Below are 18,697 nucleotides of genomic sequence, written 5' to 3' on the forward strand. Positions count from 1 at the left end.
GTCACCCGGTCGTGAACTCGGCATCGATGACGTCGTCGTCCTGGCTACCCGGACTGCCCGGACCGCCCTGCGAGGAGGCGGCCCCGGCCCCGGCGCCCGCACCGGCGCCGTCGCCGCCCACGCCGAGACTCTGGTACACCTGTTGAAGCTCGGCGGTCAGGGACCGCAGCCGATCCAGCGGCGCCTCGTCCTTGATGGCCTGCCGCGCGTCGCCGATCAGCATCTCGGCGCGGCCCTTCTCGTGAACCGGCACCGCGTCGCCGAGCTCGGCCAGTCGCCGCTCGACCTGATAGGCGGCCGAGTCCAGCGAGTTGCGGGCATCGATCATCTCGCGAAGACGGACGTCCTCATCGCGGTGGCGCTCGGCGTCCTGAACCATCCGATCGATCTCGGAAGTGTCCAGGTTCGAGCTTTCACTGATGGTGATGCGCTGCTCGGCGCCGGTGTCCTTGTCCTTCGCCGAGACGTTGAGGATGCCGTTGGCGTCGACGTCGAAGGTGACCTCGATCTGCGGTTCGCCGCGCGGAGCGGGCCGGATGTTCTCCAGCCGGAACCGTCCGAGCACCCGGTTGTCCGCGGCGCGTTCCCGCTCCCCCTGCAGCACCACGACATCGACGGCGGGCTGGTTGTCGGCCGCGGTGCTGAAGGTCTCCGTACGGCGTGCCGGGATGGTGGTGTTCCGCTCGATGATCTTGGTCATCACGCCGCCCATGGTCTCGATGCCGAGCGACAGCGGGGTGACGTCGAGGAGCAGGACATCCTTGACCTCGCCCTTGATGATCGCGGCCTGCAGCGCGGCACCGAGCGCGACGACCTCGTCGGGGTTGACCGTCATGTTCGGGTCCTTGCCCCCGGTCAGCCGCTGTACCAGTTTCTGCACGGCCGGGATGCGGGTCGACCCGCCGACGAGGATGACCTCGTCGATGTCGTTGGCAGTGACCTTCGCGTCGGCCATGGCCCGTTCGACCGGCCCGAGGCAGCGATCTACGAGATCCGCGGTGAGCTGCTCGAAGGTCGCCCGGGTGAGAGTCACGTTGAGGTGCTTGGGACCGTTGGCGTCCGCGGTGATGAACGGCAGGTTGATCGTGGTCTGGCTGACCGAGGAGAGCTCTACCTTGGCCCGCTCGGCCGCCTCGAAGAGCCGCTGGAGCGCCTGCGGATCGCGGCGCAGATCGATGCCGTCGCTGCGCTGGAACTCGTCGGCCAGGTGGTCCACGATGCGCCGGTCGAAGTCGTCGCCGCCGAGGTGGGTGTCGCCCGCGGTCGAGCGCACCTCCACCACGCCGTCGCCGACGTCGAGCAGGCTGACGTCGAAGGTGCCGCCTCCGAGGTCGAAAACCAGCACCGTCTCGTGCTCGCGCTTGTCCAACCCGTACGCCAGCGCTGCCGCCGTGGGTTCGTTGATGATGCGCAGCACCTCGAGGCCGGCGATACGTCCGGCGTCCTTGGTCGCCTGCCGCTGGGCGTCGTTGAAGTACGCGGGCACGGTGATGACCGCCTCCGTGACCCGCTCGCCCAGGAACTTCGAGGCGTCCTCGACCAGCTTGCGCAGCACCAGCGCGGAGACCTCCTCGGGCGCGTACTGCCGGTCGCGCACCGTGAATCGCACGGCGCTGTCCGGGCCGGCCACGACGTCGAACGTCACCGCGTTCAGCTCGCTGGACACCTCGTCGAACCGGCGTCCGATGAAGCGCTTCGCCGAGTAGATGGTGCCTTTCGGGTTGAGGATGGCTTGGCGGCGGGCGAGCTGACCGACCAGCCGCTCGCCCTGTTCGGTGAAGGCCACCACCGAGGGCGTGGTCCGCGATCCCTCCGCGTTGGGGATCACTGTGGGGTGACCGCCCTCCACCGCCGCGATCACCGAGTTGGTGGTGCCGAGGTCAATTCCCACTGCCCGTGCCATGGTGTTGTCCTCCACTTGTCTGCGGCCGTGCCGTCCTTTGGTCCTGATTCGATCGCAACAGTCCGGAAATCCGATGTCCATTGGCAGGACTGCCAATCCGGGACAGGGTTCACCCCTGTCGAAGAAGGCGCTGACACGCTTGCGCGCAGCGGCGGCACGCCTCGCCGCAGATCTGACAGGCTTCGACCTCCAGGGCGTGCTTCTGGCACCGCCCGTAACACGCCCGGCAGGCCTCGTCGAGGGCCCGCAGAGCGGCGGCGGTCACGTGCGCGTCGTACGGCGTGGATCGGGACAACACCCGCACCACCGCGGTGGCCATGTCGGCGCAGTTGAGCGCGGCGCCCGCACACTGGGCCAGGTGGGCCGCGGACGAGTCGGCCGAGCAGGCGTCGGCACATGACGTGCACGCCTGGGCGCAGTTGAGAGCCTCCTGGATGCCGATGACCAGCAGGTCATCGTCCATCTGCGCCCGTTCTCCGGGATAGGCGTTGAGTATGGCTGCCACGTCGGTCATCGGCTCGCCTCCGTCAGATCAGCTGGTCGAAGACTTGGAACACGCGCTCCCAGTGCTCCGACTGCGGGTTCCGCACGTCGGGATCGATCACCCGAAAGGTCCGGGCAAGGGCGACGCTGAGTGCGCCCACGACGGCCGGCAGGCGCGCCTCGGTCTCCTCACTCGGCGTCCGGTCGAGCGGCGGATACGTCGCCAGCCGGCCGAGGACCGGCCCCAGCTCGATCTCTTCGTCGAGCTTGCGGAACGCGTGCATGCTCTCCTGCAGCCCTTTGGTGACGGGCAGATCCCACGGCTCGACGACGTCCCTGCCGTTCGCCGCCGCCGTGGCCTGCCCGATCAGCAGCAGGTCGTACAGCTTGCGTTCGACGAAGTCGCTGTACCGCTTGAGATCGTTCTTGTCGACGTCGAGTTCCCCGGCAGCCCGGAAGAAGCGCTCGAACTTGGCGACACCGAGGACAGGCAAAGTCGTCCCCCTCACGAGCCGACAGTCGGTACGACCGGCGATCGAGGCGTCGCCCATGTGATGCGAACGGGTCGCGGCGTCCTGCGCCACAGGAGAAGCAGCCAGGCAATGCCGACGATCGAGATCAGCGCCAGGCCGCCCCATTCCATGGCGGTGAAGATGTTGACCTGTTCGGCGCTCGGCTCGACGAGCCACCCGTGCGGTGTCGCCACGAACTGCTCGCCCTCCGTCAGCACCAGGGTCAGGTGGAGGGCGATGCTGTGCATCGAATCCCACAGACCGTGCAGGATCGACACACCCAGGTACGCGAGAACCACCTTCGCGGTGATCCTGAAGCGGCCCGGCCGGGACGCGGCGAACAACACACCGCCCAGGATCGCTGTCCACAGGCCGTGCCCGACCGGCGCCAGCAGGCCGCGCAACAGCTCGGTCTGCACCAGTTGCACCAGCGACAACCCGTCGACCGCGAAAAGCGCGGTGAAGGCGTAGCCCGCCGACTCGAAGGCGGCGAACCCGAAGCCGACGGCGGCACCGAGGATCATCCCGTCCCGGAGCGTTCGGGTGCGAAGGTGCCGGGTCAGCAGCATCAGTGCGCCGAGCTTGACCGCCTCCTCGATCAGCCCGACCCCGAAGAACAACCACGGCGACGGGTGCAACAGAAACGATTCGAGCACCGAGGCGCCGAGAACGCCGAGAATGCCGCCGGTGACAAACGTCGAGAAGATCAGCCCGCTGGTTATCTCGCCGGTCTCGCGGCGTTCGAAGGCCCACGCGACGAAGGTCACCGGCACCAGGAAGCTACCGAGCAGCACCACGGTGGGGATCAGGTTGGCGTTGCCGGTCACGAAAATGATCACGACGGCGGCCACCCAGAGGGCGATCCCGGTCAGGAACATGCGTAGCCACGCGCGGCGTCCGCGTGCGACACGGTGGGGGGTGGACACGACCTCAACCACGATCGCACTCCCATCGTCGGACACGGCCCGTCGGACACAGTCCTTCAGGCGTACCGCTACCGGCCGCCGGCGTCGATTGGCATCATTGCCAATCCCGGGCCGCGACCCGATGCCGGAAAGCTCGATCTACCGCCGCGGGGGTGAGCCCGACTCATCCGTCTCGGGCCTACTGTCGGCTCGCCCGAATAGGTAGTCCTGCCAATCGACAGACCGCGGCCAGGTTGGTCGGATTGAGTGCGTGCACAAGGACCAACCACGCCGCGTGCGGGGACTCGCATGAGACCCTGGGGCGCCGTGTCCGCTTCCTCGCCTGGTGGTCTACGAGATCAACCGCCGCACCATGTACCACGGCCGCGGTTGCTCGCTCGTCTGGACGACACGCGAGCAACCGTTACCGTGGTGTCATCACCGGCCGGCTGGGGAAAGTCCGCGCTGCTGGGGTCTTGGGCCGCTGGGCGGCCGAACCGGGCGGCGTGGGTCGCCGGCGGTGATCGGGAGGGGTTCTGGCAGCGGGTCCTGTCGGCGGTGGCCACCGTGCTGGATTCACCGCTCGCCGCCGTGACCGCGGCGACGGGTCCGCGGCACCTGATCGAGGTATTGCAGAGATCCTCCGCGGCGCCGACGATCGTGGTCGACGACTGCAACGACGCCGCCGATCCCGGCGAGTTGGCTGGACTCGCCCAAGCCGCGCGGAGCAGCGGCACCGGAACCCGGCTGATCCTGGCGTGCCGGGGGAACCCGAGTTTCCCACTGCACCGATGGCGGGTGGACGGCCGGCTCGCCGAGATCTCCGAGGCGGACCTGGCCCTCACCGTCGACGAGACGGCCGACCTCTTCGCCGGGCATGGACTGATGCTGCCGTGGCTGGCGGTCGCCGAGCTGCACGCACGGGCGGAGGGATGGCCGGCCGGTCTGCGACTGGCCGCGGTGGAGCTGCAACACAATGCGGACCCGGCGCAGATCCTGGCCGGATCGGCCGCGATCGAATCCGTCGCCGACTTTCTCGCGGCCGAGGTACTGGGCAGCCTGGATCCCGCGCAGCGCTGCGCGTTGGCGGAGATCTCGGTCGCGGAGCGGCTGACGGCGGACTTCGTCAACGCGATGACCGGCCGAGTCGACGGCGCCGCCCTGCTCGCCGATCTCCAGCACGGCGGTGCGTTCATCACCCGGTGTGCCGGAACGGAGGACACATACCGACTGCATCCGATGCTCAGCCGAACGCTGTATCGCGAACTCGGCCGCCACGACCGGGACCGGACGGCGCAGGCGCATCGCCGCGCTGCGGATTGGCATGCGGTTCAGGGACCGGCCGCCGACGTGCTCCGGCATCTGCTGGCGGCCGGCGACTGGAAGTCGGCGATCCGCGTCGCGGAGCGTCATTGGGCGGAGATCGTGGTCGGTGGCCGGTGCCTCAACCAGCCGGTCACGGCGATCCCGGCGCCGGACGGCGAGCCGCCCCGGCACCTGTGGTTCGCGATGGCCGCGGAGCGCCTGGACGCGGGCGACATCGTGGGAACTCGTCAGCTTCTACGGCTGGCGCGCGCCGACGAAGAGACCTACCCGGACGGCCAAGGCCCCGGCCCGCCGCCGTTCGCGGCCCTGGAGCTGACGGCCGCGCGGCTGGAGGCGGACCTGGACGGCGGTTGCGCGCTCGCCGCACAGGTGCTGGCGACGCCGGCATCGGGCGAGGAACCGGCCGCCGGCACCGCGGCGATGCTGCATCCGCTCGCCCTGCTGTCCCGCGGCGCCGCGGAGTTGCAACGCGGGGAGCTGCCGGCGGCGGAACGCGACCTGCGCGATGCGCTGACGCTGGCGCGACGGCGCGACATGGGACGCGCCGCGATCAGTGCCGCCAGCCATCTCGCCGCCTGCCACGCCGCCCTGGGGCAGCTGCGGCAGGCCGCACGGTGTGCCGCGGAGACCCTCGACCACGCCAACCGGCTCGGCTTGGCGCAGCTCGTGGACCTGGGCTGGAGCCGGCTGGCGCTGGCCGAGACGTATTTCGAGTGGAACCGGCTCGACGACGCCGAGCGGTGCGCGGCCGCCGCCGTGGACGGTTCGCGCGGCGATCGATTGATTCAGCTGTGGGGCACTATCCTGCAGGTGCGAATCCGGACCGCCACCGGCCGACCGGGCGACGCGCACCGCATGGTGCGGGCGGCCGCGCGGGAGATGGTCACCACCGACCTACCGACAGCGATCCGGTGCGCGCTGTCGCTGGTGGAGGGCGAACTCCGGCTCGCGTGCGGCGACCTCGACCGAGCGCACGAACTTGTCCAGGCATGCCGGGACGTCGGCGCGTTGCCGGTACCGGCGGCCGTTCTCGAAGGGTCGGTTCTGCTCGCCGAGGGCCGGCCGGCCCTGGCCGCCACGGCCGTCGAACCGTACGTGGCGGCGCACGACGAGTTCGCCTCCCGGACATACCGGGCCTGGGCCGGTCTGGTCAGTGCGCTGGCCGGTCAGGGCCTCGGTCATCGCGAGCAGACAAGACGAGGCCTCGAGACCGCCCTGCGGATGGCGGAGGAAGAGGATCTTCGACGGGGCTTCGCCGCCGGCGGGTACCGGTTGCGCGCACTTATCGAGTCGGTGGCACCGACGATGCCAGTGTTTTCGCGAGTGGCTGCGGCACTGACAGGGACGCTGGACGCGGCGATGCGGGATTCCCTGCCGTACCCGAGCCGGAACGGCCGGGACGCAATACCCGCCGGATCTGCCATCACGCCACTGACAGACCGCGAGCTGACCGTACTTCGCTATCTGCAGGGCAGCCTCTCGCATGTCGAGATCGCCGAGTTGCTCCACATCTCGGTGAACACCGTGAAGACGCACGTCAAGAACATTTACTCGAAGCTCGGCGCGACCCGCCGCAAGGACGCGATCCGGCGCGGTCGCGAGCTTCGGTTCCTCTGACCGTGCGGCAATTCCCCCGCTGTAGGTGAGCCGCCCTCATCCATCCCCCGTCCATCATCCTCCGTACGATCGTGTATCCGAAGGCGCGACCGCAGTGCTCAGGACTCGGAGGACTTCCGCATGGCCGCCACATCCACCGTCCCGTCCGATGAGGACGTTCGGCGGGAGGTGCTCATCGAGCTGAAATTCGACGCTGAGGTCAGGCAGAGCCAAATCGGCGTCATCGTCCACGACCAGGTGGTGACGCTCACCGGCTGGGTGGACAGCCTCCCCGCGCGGTGGGCCGCCGAACGCGCCGCGCTACGCGTACGCGGCGTCAAGGCCGTGGCCAACGAGGTCGAAGTTCGCTTGCCGGCCGGCGATCAACGAACCGACGCCGACATCGCCGTGCGTGCTGTGCAGGCGCTTGCGTGGGACACCCGTATCCCGACGAGCGCCGTGCAGGTGTCGGTCTCCAATGGCTGGGTCACCCTGCGCGGCACGGTCGACTGGCAGTATCAGCGGCTGGCGGCGGATCAGGTGATCCGTAACCTGACCGGCGTCCGGGGAATCATGAACCTCATCACCGTACGGCCGGACAACCCACCGACCCCGGACGCCGTGAAGGACCAGATCGTGTCCGCATTCCTCCGCAGCGCGAGGTTGGACACCCGTACGATCACCGTCACCGTCGGTGGCGGAAAAGTCACCCTGACCGGATCCGTGCGCTCCTGGGTGGAGGCCGCGGAAGCGGAGAGGGCCGCGTGGTCGGCACAGGGCGTAATTGAGGTCGACAACCGCATCGTCGTGGGGAACTGAACCTCCGCCGACGATCGCGGAGAGTTCCGCGCTCGACGCGCCACGCGCCGACGATCCGCCGTGGAGATGACGGCCGGAGACGAGCTGGCCCGTGCCGCGGTCCGGCTTGATCCGCCCGACCTCGGTGCCGAGGAAGCGGCGTACCTCCGTGGAGTACCGCCAGGCCAGGCCGATCTGCGAGGCCACGTTGCTACGCTGCGCCGCCTCGACAAGTTCCTCCGCGCCGGCGATGTCGCCGGCCATCGGCCGTTCCAGGAACAGCGACTTGCCGCGCTGCGCGGCGGCAGTGTCCAGCTCGGCCCGTACCGGTGGTGGAACGGCGAAGGCCACCGCATCGCAATGGTCGAGAAGGTCTGCAAAGCGATCGAACGGCCGGACATGGTGCCGGTCGGCGAGTTCGCGTACGGGTCCCGGCGCCGGGGCCCCGACACCGGCGAAGCGCACGTCCGGCGGTGCCCGCAGGGCAGCCTGTCGCAGGCGCGTTGTCCACGATCCTCTTCATGCCGGCACGTCCCTCCCCCAGGACAGATGAGACGTGGTGGTCCATCGACAGTTCGACCGGCGGAACCACCCATTTCAGGTGACCCTTTCTCGCCTGCCCCGACGCGACGATGTCGCTTGCGGATCCGTCGGAGGAGCAACGGGTCCGGCCCACCCGCGAAGCGGAGGAGATCTCGTGTTCGATCCACTTGACCACCCCGGGATCCCGGTCGACCAGCAGGGCCGGCATTGGCATGAGCTCGACGGCGAACCGGTCGATGCCCGCGCGACCGATCCGTCCACCCTCCGCCGGATCAGCATGGTGGCGGCCGTCGAAGCGAACGCCGAGCATTTCGACCGGCAGCTCGTGAACAGCGTCCAGGACGTCGACGCACGCCGGTCCGTAGGCGGCCTGCGCGACGCGACCGCCCAACGGCGGCAGCACATAGCCGGGGTACGGCCATCGACGGACAGCGCGGCAGAGGATGCGATTGATCGTGAACGGGCGGCGTTCGAGATGGCTGGCTGGGCGGCCCGCAACGAGCGCGAGCCAGACCGGTCGTCCGCGTACCGGCAGCAGGCGTGGCAGCACCTGGAACGCCTACGCCGCTACGCCGAGCTCAGTGGCCGCACACATCTCCCCTGGGCCGATCAGATCGCCGACGAGGTGGACAGATTGTGGTCCCCGCGGCCCACCACGCCGGCTCGCGGTCAGACACCCTCTGCTCCGGCGATGCAGCCGTTGTCCCTGCTGCACGACTGCATGGTGCAGGCGGTCGACCGGTGGGCAACCCGGTATCAACCACTATCCCGGAAGAGAGGCTGGGAAGCATTGATCGTCCAGGAGTCGGCGGGCTGTTACCTCTACTACGCGTTCATGGCCGAAGAGGACGACCGGCGGCTCAGGCCGATCTGGGAACTGCATCTACAGATGCGGCTGGCACATCTGCGCACGGCTTCGACCATGCTACGGCGCTACTTCGGTCGTGACCCACATGAGGTGGTCGGCGAGGGCCTGCCCGAGCCGATGGCCCTGCGAACCGACCGGCCGCTGGCTTGTATCCACAACGCGGATCGGCAGGATCGCGCCAGCTTTGCCCGCCGGCGCCGTCAACGGACGCGGGACCGGACGCGACCGGAGGGCGGGCAGGACGTGCTGGAGCTGCTGACCACGCACCACGCGCGGACGAACGAGCTGTTCGACGCTGCCGCGAGGTCCACCGGAGACGAAGCGCGCATGGCGTTCGGCGATCTGGCGCAGCTGATCGCGGTGCACGAGATCGCGGAGGAGCGGATAGTCCACCCGCTAATCCGGCGATTGCGCCCGGACGACCATCTGGCCGACCGTCTCGTCGACGAGGAGAGCCGGATCAGCGACGCACTGTCCGACGCCGTACGCGCCGTCGCCCACGGCCATTTCGACGACACGATCGTCGGGCTGCGCGACATGGTGACCACTCACTCCCGCGGTGAGGAACACGAGGAGTTCCCCCAGCTCCGCAGAGCCGTGCCGGGGCAGGAGCGCAGGGAGATGGGCAGGGCTGTCCGCGCGGCGCAGGCGGCGGCCGCCGCCGAGGCAGGACCCCAGGACCCGGCGTCAGCCGAGCCACGGGCCCTGGCACGAACAGCGGACCGTGTCCGCGACGCGCTGGCCGGCTTCTCTTGAGCGCGAGCGCGCTTCTACCCTGCCGCGGGTGAGCCGTAATCGTCCGATCCGGGCCGATGGTCGAAACGGGCCATCGCCTGAGAGCGGCGCGAGAAGGCCCGCACAGCTGACGACCGAGGAGCCTTGGAGGACCGCGTGGCCAGCACCGTAACTACCCCGACCGATGAGGACATCCAGCGTGAGGTACTGCGCGAGCTCGAGTGGGACGCCGAGGTCGCGCCGAACGAGATCGGCGTAACCGTGCAGAACGGGGTGACGACGCTGACCGGCCAGGTGGACGCGTTCAGCAAGAAGTCGGCCGCCGAACGCGCGGCGCTTCGTATCCGCGGGGTCAAAGCTGTCGTCAACAACATCGAGGTCCGGCTGTTGCCCAGCGAAGAGCAGACCGACGTCGATCTCGCCCGATCCGTCGTGCGGGCTCTCGAGATGGACTCACTCGTGCCCGATGAAATGGTGAAGGTCTCGGTGTCCGGCGGCTGGGTCACCCTGCGTGGCGAGACGAATTGGGACTATCAGCGGCGGGAGGCGGAACGGGTGGTCCGGAACCTCACCGGCGTCAAGGGGATCAGCAACCTCATCACCGTGCGGCCACATATCGACCTATCGCCGGAAGAGCTCAGAAAGAAGATCGAGGAAGCCCTGGCGCGAACGGCCGAAACGGACGCGGCACGGATCCACGTCGCCACCCACGGCAGCAAGGTGACCCTGACGGGCAGCGTACGTTCGTGGGCCGAGCGCCTCGAGGCTGAGCGTGTCGCCTGGTCGGCGCCCGGTGTCGCGGACGTGGCGAACCTGATCTCGATCAAGGCGTAAACATGATCCATTAGTCCATCGCGGTGCTTGTCCATGACGAACACCGCGGCGGCCGCCGCGGAGTCACCCCGAAGGGTATTCGGGTGCGAGGCCGTCGACGCCACGACATCGCCCCGATCTGGTGGGTCGGCCTCCGACCGCACGGCCTGCTTGACCCGGCCGCAGGCCGCTGTCCGATCGCGCCTGTCCTGCGTTTCGATGCACGTGCCTCGGGCATCGCCGAGTAGCAACGGCTACCCGTCGCGATATCGCCTTAACCGGCAGTCAACCGCTACGGTGACATTTCGGCCGCCTGCCCAGCGACCTCCCGAGAGCATCTGAATGCGCACCCACCAGACGAGGCCGCAACGGCCGACGAGGAGGAGCGATGCGACTGATCACCCTCCTGCGCCACCCTCGGCGGGCTGTGCTGACCCGCTGGGGCCGCATTCCCGGGATTCGCACCGCGAAGGTCACGCTCGCCGCCGTACTGGCCTACGTCGCCGCCGATCTGCTGAACACTACTGCGACACCGATTCTGGCGCCGCTGACCGCCATCCTGGTGGTGCAGGTGACCGTGTACCAGACAGTCGCCGAAGGATTCCAGCGTGTCTTGAGCGTACTGGCCGGCGTCCTGGTCGCGGTCGGGCTCGCCACCGTCGTGGGGCTGAGCTGGTGGAGCCTCGGAGTCATGGTGGCCGCAAGTCTGGTGCTCGGGCAGGTTCTGCGTTTGGGGCCGCACACCCTGGAGGTGCCGATCAGCGCGATGCTCGTCCTGGCGGTCGGCGGCAGTACAGCGCCGCAGGCAGCGGCCGGTCGGGTGTACGAGACGCTCATCGGTACAGCGACCGGCATCGCGGTGAACTTCGCGATCGCGCCTCCGGTACATGTGGAATCTGCCGGCTCGGCGGTGGCCAGCCTGGCCACCCGCCTGGGGGACTTCCTGCGCTCGCTGTCCACCGACCTGCGCACCGGATGGTCGCGTCAAGCCGCGCAGGACTGGCTCTCGGCGGCCCGAGGCCTGAGCGCATCGGTTCTGCAGGCCGACCATTCGCTGGTCCGGGCCGAGCAGAGCGCCGTGCTCAACCCGCGCGGCGGCGAGGTTCGCGTGGCGCAACCGCGCCTGCGTACGGCCCTCACTGCGATCGAATACTGCACCATAGTTGTCCGGTCGCTGTGCCGGGAGATGTTCGATCGGACGTTCTATTTGCCGCCGGAACTCGAAGCGGACGCTTACTCCGCAGCCGCCCGCGTCGCCCTCGCCGACGTGCTCGACGTCGCCGCCGCGGCCTTCGACGGTGTGGCCGCCGTCGCCGCGGGCGCTGAGCCGGTTGACGCAACTCGGGCCCGCGTGGCCGAGCAACTGCACGAGTTGTACCAGCGGCGAGAGCAGCTGGGTCGGCTGTTGCTGGTCGACCCGAAGGCCGACGCTGCTGCATGGCAGCAACACGGCGCGCTGCTCACCGCGGTGGACCGGCTGCGGGTCGAGATCGAGGCGGCCGTACGTCCGGCCACCGAACCGTGGCGCCCACCGTCATTGACCGAAGGGCCGCGGCGGGCCGCGCGGCGCGTCGTAGGCGCCGCCGAGCAGAGTCTACCGCTGGTCACCGACCGTTCCCGGCAGGCGGTTCGACGGATGATGGACGTCGCCACAGACGCCGCGGCGGAGGCGGCGGAGCATTTGGCGAATCCCAGTCCACGGGCTGCACGTCCCCGCAGGGATGCCAGCGCAGACCCGCTCGCCGCCGAGCAGCAGCCCGGCGCTGACCAGGAATGACCCGGCTGGCTCAGCGGACCTGGACCTCATGCATCGGAGTGCGCCATCGCACGGTTGCGACGCGAATAGCTAGCTTGTTGCGGGATAGCTCAATCCGCCGATGTCACGCACCCGCCGCCGTCAACGCCGGGTGCAGCACGACCTTCGTCCAGCCGTCGTCCCGTTTGTCGAAGTGCTCGTAGGCTTCCGGCGCCCGGTCGAGGGGCAGCTCGTGGCTCACGATGAACGACGGCTCGGCCTTGCCGGCGGCAATCAGGTCGCGCGCGCAGCACGTCACCATGGACGACTCGGTGCCGCCGTGGGCGCCGTCACCGACGAATTCCGGCGAGGCTGGTTCGCCGAGTTGGCGGCAGCCACCGGCCTCGACCGAGCTGACGTCGCTGCGCGGGCCGCCACGGCCTGACCGAACGTGGCGCCGAGGCCGAGCTCGGTGACGTGTGGGCGCTGCTGCCACGCCGACGCCGCAACCGCCGCCCAGCCCGGACCCGGCCTGCCCGACCCGGCCCGGCCAACCAGCAGGCATTGATCGCCGCCCTCCACGCCACCTCGGACTGGAACGCCAAAATTGTCGGCGGGACCTTTGGAGCGTCACCGACGACCTCAGCGGGCAGCTCATCAGCTTGCACGCCGCAATCTGCTGGTCTGCCGTGCGACACCGATCCGGTAGCCGTCAGCTGTGCACCAGCCCGACCAGCCGACTGTTGCGGCGCCACCGCCATAGTGCTGGTTCGTGGTCGGACCGGAAACTCCGTGCGGCACGGCGATCGAGCGGCCGCATCGTCCGGCCCGGCCGATGCAGTGGCCCCACCTGCGCTCCAGGGCATCGTCGCGCGCTACCTCCGCAGGGCATTGCTGCTACCTCCTTGACCGGAAGCCCGAGGGCCGAGTTTGAGCCGCCAGTGTCGCTCGATGACTTACCAAGTGACGACCGGAAACCAGTAGCTTGGCACTGACCTGGAGTTATCGGCCCGCTCGGTCGAGCAGCGGGGCTAGATTGGCCTCAGTTGCGCCCGCGCCGAACGGCAACGGCACAGATCCGCGGGAGGGTCGTCACCGGGTGGAAGATCGGGTCGGTTGCGGCGGGCAACGACTGCAGGACCCCGGACGGGTTCTGGCCGTCGCGTTGCAGGCGTATGTCGCGATCAACGAGGTCGGCCAGGTCGTAGCATGGAATCCGGCAGCCGAGAAGGTGTTCGGGTATTCCCATCAGGAGGCTTGCGGTGAAGACCTCGCCGGCCTGATCATTCCGCCACGCTTGCGACCAGCTCACCAGGCAGGGCTAGCCCGGCTCACATCCGGTCAACCCGGTCGCCTGCTCGGCCAGCAGCTACAGGTGCGTGCCATCCATCGGGACGGGCACGAGTTCCCGGTTGAGTTGACCCTAACCGTGACTGAAGAGCCGGCCGGACGGATGTTCCACGCCTTCGCGCGGGACGTCACCATCGCGCAGCGTGTGAGTCGCTTCGCCGCCGTCGAAGCGGCTGTGTCTCGCGGTCTGGCGGCAGCCGAGTCCAGCACCGTGGCGGCGCAGAGCGTCGTGACTGCGTTGGGGGTGCGGATGAGCTGGCCGGTGGCCGAACTTTGGCTTGCGGACGAATCCCGGCAGCTGATCGTCTGCGCGGCCCGCCATGCAACCGAAGGCCTGCAGCTCGGTCCGTTCGCGCTCGATGAGCTCGAACCTGGTGTCGGATTGCCGGGTCGGGTGTACCAGCAGGCCAGCCCGGATTGGATCCCCGACCTGGCAGCAGACACCCGATCGTTTCGCAGCCGTGCCGCCGCGCACGTCGGGCTACACGTAGCGGTCGGCGTTCCGGTCTCTGGCGGGCAGCACACCTTGGGTGCTCTCTGTGTCTACGGCGACCGCATCGAGGATCCTGAAGACACCCTGATCGCTTTCATGACCGGTCTGGCCGCCCAGGTTGGCCAATACGTGGAACGTCGACGCGCCGAGGAACTTGCGGTCGAGCTGGCCAAGACCAAGGACGAGTTTCTCGCGCTGGTCACTCATGAACTGCGTAACCCGCTCGCGGTGATCACCAGCGCGGTCCAAGTGCTCGACGACGACCTGGAGGCGCTGACCACGGCCGAACAGCATCGGTATCTGGGGGTCGTTGCTCGGCATATCCAACGTTTGTCGGTCCTTACCGAGGATCTTCTGGACTTGGCGCGGCTCGAATCCGGATTTCTGGTTGTCGAGCTGGCCGACATCGATTTGCGGGTCATCATCGAGGATGCGGTCGATGGCCTGACCGCGTCCGCGCGGGCCAAAGATCTGACCGTCACCGCCTTGCTGGCAGATCGGCTACACCTTCGTGCCGACCCCTACCGGCTACGGCAAGTCGCTGACAATCTGCTCTCGAACGCCATCAAATACACCCCGGCAGGTGGGGCAGTCACCGTGACCGCGCGCAGCCTGGACAACGGTGACATCAACTGGACCGTTGCCGACACCGGCATCGGGATTCCGCAGGTGGAATGGCCACTGCTGTTTCGCCGCTTCTACCGCGCTTCCACCGCTGTGGAACGACGCATCCCCGGCACCGGCCTCGGCCTGGTCATCACTCGCACGATCATCGAACGCCACCATGGCAGCATCTCGGTCCGCGATCACACCGGCCCCGGCACAACCTTCGACATCTCCTTGCCTCGCGCCGACGCGACCGTCAACTGATCCGACCAGCGCTCCACACGGCTCACCGATGTCCGAATCGGCAACCCAGCACGGCAGCCGTCTTCTGTGAGGCACAATCACGCCTTGACGAAACGCCGACCTGATCGCTTCAGCGGACCGTTCGGCGCCGCTGTATTAATCTCCGCTGACCTACGATTCGAAGCTCGACCTATTAGATCGAGCCAGATCGCCCTCGCGCGCCGTAGCGCAAGCCATCTCGGCCAGGCACTGTGCACCACATCGACCTCGCCCGCTCCGGCGCCACCAGCCCCGCACCCCGGCAGCGCACACGGCTGGACACCACCCACGGCCACATCCTGCTCACCGACCCCGGCACCCGCGCCGAGGGCACCACCGTGCCCGCACGCGCCCAACGACCTGGGCTGAGTACGTTTGAATGTGTGCGATTGCCACGCCCACCCTGCCAGCGCAGCCCTCGACTCAGCCGCACCGCGCGCAGAGCGGCGTCGTCGTCGGCGATCAGCACCCGGATCGTCATCGCAGCGGCAGAACGGCATGGAGCGCGAAGCCGCCCGGATCGCGAGGGCCATGGGTCAGCACGCCGCCGCAGAGCGACACGCGCTCGGCGATGCCGAGCAGCCCGCGTCCAGGACGGCAGCTGACCACCCGGCGGTTGCCGGTGTCGGACACGTCGATGACGACGTCCGGCCCGTCCTGGTGCACGTCGACGGCCGCGGAGCAGGGCGCCGCGTGCTTGATCGTGTTGGTCAGCGCCTCCTGCACGATCCGATACGCCGACAGGTCCAGTGCGCGCGGCAGTTGCAGGCCCGGCTCGACGCTCAACGTCACGTCCACGCCGGATTCGGTGAGCCGGTGCACGAGATCCGGTAGCTGCGCCAGCCCGAGAAGCGGCTGGTGGCTGCGCAACGCCCCGACGATCTGGTCCAGATCCGCCAGTGCCTCGCGGCCCGTCTCCTCCATCCCGGCCAGCAACTTCCGCGTCGTCGCCGGGTCGGTGTCAAGCATCAGCCGACCGGCGCCGGCCTGGACCACCATCAGGTTCAGCGTGTGCCCGATCAGGTCGTGCAACTCCCGCGACATCCGAGTCTGCTCCTCGGCCACCACCTACCGGCGGATCGCCCGCCGGGCGATCTGCTGCTCGTCGCGGCGCCGGGCGGTCTGATACCCGACCTTCCAGACGGCGAGCCAGACGATCAGAACGCCGATGCCGTCAAGCGGCACGGTTCCGGCGGCCCGGCTCGTACCGAGAAAGTAGATCCCCGTCGCTACGGCGATCAACGGTGGACCCCAGTTCGCCCGGCCTCGGCTGGCATAGACCCCCAGCGAATAGACTCCGAGCAGATTGGCGTACGGCGAGATCGGGCTGGCCAGGTGCACCAACGCCTCGGTGCACAACGCCCGGTGCTGATCAGGTAGGCCGCCATCGGATATCGGCGCCGGGCCACGATGCTGCCGGCCATGGCGAGCGTGAGCGCGGCCGAGAAGATGGTGGCCGGCAGGCTCTGGGCCGGCTGGTTCGCCCGCTCCACGGCGACCGCCGCGACGAAGACGACGGCGAGTGCCACATCAACCCTTCCCGCAGTACTCATCGACGGCCTCCTTCCCTCAGGACAGCACGACCGGGAACAGCACGACAAGGAAGAAGACCGCCTCGACCGAGTGGATCGCGATGCCCATCCAGGCGCTGCGGTACCGTCGAGTCGGATATGCGCACAGCGCGCCGGTGACCACCGCGTTGGGAATCACCCACGGCTCATGCAGGTGGTAGAGACCGAACAGCGCCGCATTGACGATCCAGTCACCCCGACCGAAGGCTCCGCGCATCCGCGGCAGCAGAAGACCCCGGAACAACAACTCCTCGCCGAGGAACGTGTTGAGCGCCAGCTCAACCGCGACCAGTGCGTACAGCGCCCACGCCTGATGGAAGGTCTGCCGCCCCGCAGCCGAGGAGAGGAACTGCCCGAAGTCACGGTCCGCAGGCCCCGCGAGATTGAACGGCAGCATGTCCAGAACGGCGAGCCCGGCCACGTACGGCAGAATCCACCACCACAACCGTCCACCGCGCCGTCCCGGCCGAGTCGGTGCGCGCAACCAGAGCAGATCACGCAACGACGTACGAGTCCGGGTGCGCTCCCCCACGCGAGGCCGAACACCAGCAAGCTCTGCCAGAGCAGCCCCGCGGTCAGCGCGAAGAGCAGTGTCAGAGCGAGCCGTTGCGGCGTTGGGTCGCGCCCGGCAACCACCGGCGCCACGATCCACGCCAGCGCGCCCATCGGCAACGCGGCCGCTGCCCAAACGCCCAGCACCTTCCTGCGGGAGTACTGCCGTGGCTCCGCTGAGACGACCTCTGCCAGTTCACCGCTGTTGACGCCCATTGTCTGCATACACAGCACGCTAGGGACGACACCGACCCCGCAAGTCCCCCCGTGGGGGTCATTCCGCGGGTGACGACGAGGTTGACGACGCTCCGCCGAGTGAGCGAGGTCCAGCGGGATGCACTGACGATATTGCGATACCTTCCTTCCCGCTACCGTCACTGCGCGCAACCAGACCAGAACACCGGCATGCTCGCGTACACGGAATTGGCTTCCGTCCGTGCGGCGTCCGAGATCCGCGCCTCACGTTCCTGGACCGGCCTTACCGGCGGTGGCCGGATGGCCCTGATCGACCATCGGGACGTGGCCGATGCCGGGCTGCGGGTGCTCAGGGAGCCGAAGCTGTGGGGCGCCCACCACGACCTGACAGGACCGGCGCTGCTGTCCTGGCCGGACGCGATGGAGCTGCTCTCCGCCGAGCTCGGCGAGCACGTCACCTTCCGGCTCACGGACGAGCGGCAACTCCTCGAGCATCTCACCGGCATCGGCGTACCGGCCGCGGAGGCTGAGCGCTTCCGTCGGGAATCGTGACCACCGTGGGTGTGCGGCCGCTTGGCCATGGGAGTCGGCCGCAGGTAGAGGTTCAGTCCTCCACGTAGGTCGTAACGGCGGTGCGCGCGGCCGCCAGGTGGTGAACCATGCCTGATGTGGACTGGGTCAGCGAGTTCTACACCCGCACGGGTGACTGGTGGGGCGGCGCCGAAGCCAAGGTAACCGGCGCCGACCACCAACGCGCGGCACGCATCCGCGCCCACGCCGGCCGGGCCGGGGCGCTTCGGGTGCTCGAGCTCGGGTGCGGGTACGGCGGCGCGGCCGTCGCCACCGCGATGGCCGGGCACACCGTCACCGCCGTCGAGCTCACCGGCCGCGCCGAGCACGTCGCACGCCTGGCCGCCGAGCACCACGTCACGCCGACCCTGGTCCGCGGCGACTTCTACACCGCCGACCCCGGTACCGGATTCGACGCGGTCACCTACTGGGACGGCTTCGGCGTCGGCAGCGACTCCGACCAGCGCCGCCTGCTCAACCGCATCGCCTGCGACTGGCTCGCCCCCGGCGGCGTCGCCCTGATCGACGTGTACAACCCCTTCGACTGGGCCGCCCAGCACGGCAAGCGCGAACATCGCGACGCCCGGCCCGGGGACGGCTACCCAGCCGAACTGGACCGGCTGTTCACCTTTGACCAGCACACCTGTACCGCCATCGACACCTGGTGGGAGACCGCCCGCCCCGAGCGACGCATCAGCCAGCGCCTGCGCTGCTACACCCCGGCCGACCTGGCGCTGCTGCTCACCGGCACGGGCCTACGCCTAGATGCCACGCACCCGCCGCTCGACCCGGACGACTTCAGCTACTTCGCCGTCCTGCGGCCGGCCGACCAGACCTGAGAACAGACCGGTCAGGGGGGAT

At 68.8% G+C, this 18,697-nt stretch carries 16 protein-coding genes and 1 pseudogene; 8 read left to right on the forward strand and 9 right to left on the reverse strand.

From position 1 onward, the window contains the following. Position 1: 1 nt before the first annotated feature. The 4 genes from dnaK to ACZ6TB_RS01260 all read right to left on the reverse strand — a co-directional run bounded on the left by dnaK (position 2) and on the right by ACZ6TB_RS01260 (position 3,836). Positions 2-1,903: a molecular chaperone DnaK gene (gene dnaK / locus ACZ6TB_RS01245; protein ID WP_465549251.1), complete on the reverse strand. Its 1,902-nt coding sequence runs from the start codon at positions 1,901-1,903 to the stop codon at positions 2-4. A 109-nt stretch (positions 1,904-2,012) separates the two neighbouring features. Then, entirely contained in the window at positions 2,013-2,417 is a 405-nt protein-coding gene (locus tag ACZ6TB_RS01250) for a four-helix bundle copper-binding protein (RefSeq protein ID WP_465549253.1), read from the reverse strand. 13 nt (positions 2,418-2,430) lie between these two features. Next, positions 2,431-2,937 (reverse strand): DUF1931 family protein, encoded by a 507-nt coding sequence (locus ACZ6TB_RS01255; protein ID WP_465549254.1) that lies wholly within the window; start codon positions 2,935-2,937, stop codon positions 2,431-2,433. Next, positions 2,892-3,836: a PrsW family intramembrane metalloprotease gene (locus ACZ6TB_RS01260; protein ID WP_465549256.1), complete on the reverse strand. Its 945-nt coding sequence runs from the start codon at positions 3,834-3,836 to the stop codon at positions 2,892-2,894. The genes ACZ6TB_RS01255 and ACZ6TB_RS01260 overlap by 46 nt, the downstream gene beginning before the upstream one ends. Before the next feature lie 525 nt (positions 3,837-4,361). Here ACZ6TB_RS01260 and ACZ6TB_RS01265 point away from each other — a divergent pair. Together ACZ6TB_RS01265 and ACZ6TB_RS01270 are read left to right on the forward strand one after the other, a co-directional pair. Further along, positions 4,362-6,746, forward strand: a complete 2,385-nt coding sequence (locus tag ACZ6TB_RS01265) for a winged helix-turn-helix domain-containing protein (protein ID WP_465549258.1) — start codon at positions 4,362-4,364, stop codon at positions 6,744-6,746. 120 nt (positions 6,747-6,866) lie between these two features. Then, complete coding sequence (locus tag ACZ6TB_RS01270; RefSeq protein ID WP_465549260.1) at positions 6,867-7,544, forward strand: BON domain-containing protein; 678 nt, start codon at positions 6,867-6,869, stop codon at positions 7,542-7,544. Positions 7,545-7,727: 183 nt separating this feature from the next. On the opposite strand, the pseudogene ACZ6TB_RS01275 reads toward ACZ6TB_RS01270, so the two are convergent. Beyond that, positions 7,728-8,021 (reverse strand): annotated as a pseudogene (locus ACZ6TB_RS01275) (Gfo/Idh/MocA family oxidoreductase); the annotation flags it as partial. Between the two features lie 199 nt (positions 8,022-8,220). Here ACZ6TB_RS01275 and ACZ6TB_RS01280 point away from each other — a divergent pair. The 3 genes from ACZ6TB_RS01280 (at position 8,221) to ACZ6TB_RS01290 (ending at position 12,259) form a co-directional block, all read left to right on the forward strand. Then, complete coding sequence (locus ACZ6TB_RS01280) at positions 8,221-9,690, forward strand: hemerythrin domain-containing protein (RefSeq protein ID WP_465549262.1); 1,470 nt, start codon at positions 8,221-8,223, stop codon at positions 9,688-9,690. A gap of 135 nt (positions 9,691-9,825) precedes the next feature. Further along, on the forward strand, positions 9,826-10,503 hold the full coding sequence (locus tag ACZ6TB_RS01285) for a BON domain-containing protein (RefSeq protein WP_465549264.1): 678 nt from the start codon (positions 9,826-9,828) through the stop codon (positions 10,501-10,503). A 367-nt stretch (positions 10,504-10,870) separates the two neighbouring features. Beyond that, positions 10,871-12,259 carry an FUSC family protein gene (locus ACZ6TB_RS01290; RefSeq protein WP_465549266.1) on the forward strand — a complete coding sequence of 463 codons (1,389 nt, stop codon included), beginning with the start codon at positions 10,871-10,873 and terminating at the stop codon, positions 12,257-12,259. Between the two features lie 103 nt (positions 12,260-12,362). On the opposite strand, the gene ACZ6TB_RS01295 is transcribed toward ACZ6TB_RS01290, so the two are convergent. After that, the gene (locus ACZ6TB_RS01295; RefSeq protein WP_465549267.1) at positions 12,363-12,539 is read right to left on the reverse strand and encodes a hypothetical protein; all 177 of its coding nucleotides are present in this window, start codon (positions 12,537-12,539) and stop codon (positions 12,363-12,365) included. Positions 12,540-13,316: 777 nt separating this feature from the next. Here ACZ6TB_RS01295 and ACZ6TB_RS01300 point away from each other — a divergent pair. Continuing rightward, positions 13,317-14,930 (forward strand): ATP-binding protein, encoded by a 1,614-nt coding sequence (locus ACZ6TB_RS01300; RefSeq protein WP_465549269.1) that lies wholly within the window; start codon positions 13,317-13,319, stop codon positions 14,928-14,930. 495 nt (positions 14,931-15,425) lie between these two features. On the opposite strand, the gene ACZ6TB_RS01305 is transcribed toward ACZ6TB_RS01300, so the two are convergent. From ACZ6TB_RS01305 to ACZ6TB_RS01315, 3 genes are all read right to left on the reverse strand, one after another. Then, the gene (locus ACZ6TB_RS01305; protein ID WP_465549272.1) at positions 15,426-15,992 is read right to left on the reverse strand and encodes a sensor histidine kinase; all 567 of its coding nucleotides are present in this window, start codon (positions 15,990-15,992) and stop codon (positions 15,426-15,428) included. 24 nt (positions 15,993-16,016) lie between these two features. Then, on the reverse strand, positions 16,017-16,289 hold the full coding sequence (locus tag ACZ6TB_RS01310) for a hypothetical protein (RefSeq protein WP_465549274.1): 273 nt from the start codon (positions 16,287-16,289) through the stop codon (positions 16,017-16,019). Between the two features lie 228 nt (positions 16,290-16,517). Beyond that, a complete protein-coding gene (locus ACZ6TB_RS01315) occupies positions 16,518-16,940 on the reverse strand; it encodes a lysostaphin resistance A-like protein (RefSeq protein WP_465549276.1) in 423 nt (140 codons plus the stop codon). Positions 16,941-17,386: 446 nt separating this feature from the next. Here ACZ6TB_RS01315 and ACZ6TB_RS01320 point away from each other — a divergent pair, with 446 nt between their 5' ends. Together ACZ6TB_RS01320 and ACZ6TB_RS01325 are read left to right on the forward strand one after the other, a co-directional pair. Beyond that, on the forward strand, positions 17,387-17,818 hold the full coding sequence (locus tag ACZ6TB_RS01320) for a Rossmann-fold NAD(P)-binding domain-containing protein (RefSeq protein WP_465549278.1): 432 nt from the start codon (positions 17,387-17,389) through the stop codon (positions 17,816-17,818). A 107-nt stretch (positions 17,819-17,925) separates the two neighbouring features. Continuing rightward, positions 17,926-18,675: a class I SAM-dependent methyltransferase gene (locus ACZ6TB_RS01325; protein ID WP_465549280.1), complete on the forward strand. Its 750-nt coding sequence runs from the start codon at positions 17,926-17,928 to the stop codon at positions 18,673-18,675. The last annotated feature ends 22 nt before the right edge of the window (positions 18,676-18,697 follow it).

This window comes from Actinoplanes sp. NPDC051537, assembly GCF_055586105.1.

Coding starts and splice junctions, on each gene's coding strand:
- dnaK (WP_465549251.1), bottom strand. CDS start 1,903: ATGGCACGGGCAGTGGGAATTGACCTCGGCACCACCAACTCGGTGATC.
- ACZ6TB_RS01250 (WP_465549253.1), bottom strand. CDS start 2,417: ATGACCGACGTGGCAGCCATACTCAACGCCTATCCCGGAGAACGGGCG.
- ACZ6TB_RS01255 (WP_465549254.1), bottom strand. CDS start 2,937: ATGGGCGACGCCTCGATCGCCGGTCGTACCGACTGTCGGCTCGTGAGG.
- ACZ6TB_RS01270 (WP_465549260.1), top strand. CDS start 6,867: ATGGCCGCCACATCCACCGTCCCGTCCGATGAGGACGTTCGGCGGGAG.
- ACZ6TB_RS01290 (WP_465549266.1), top strand. CDS start 10,871: ATGCGACTGATCACCCTCCTGCGCCACCCTCGGCGGGCTGTGCTGACC.
- ACZ6TB_RS01295 (WP_465549267.1), bottom strand. CDS start 12,539: ATGGTGACGTGCTGCGCGCGCGACCTGATTGCCGCCGGCAAGGCCGAG.
- ACZ6TB_RS01305 (WP_465549272.1), bottom strand. CDS start 15,992: ATGTCGCGGGAGTTGCACGACCTGATCGGGCACACGCTGAACCTGATG.
- ACZ6TB_RS01325 (WP_465549280.1), top strand. CDS start 17,926: ATGCCTGATGTGGACTGGGTCAGCGAGTTCTACACCCGCACGGGTGAC.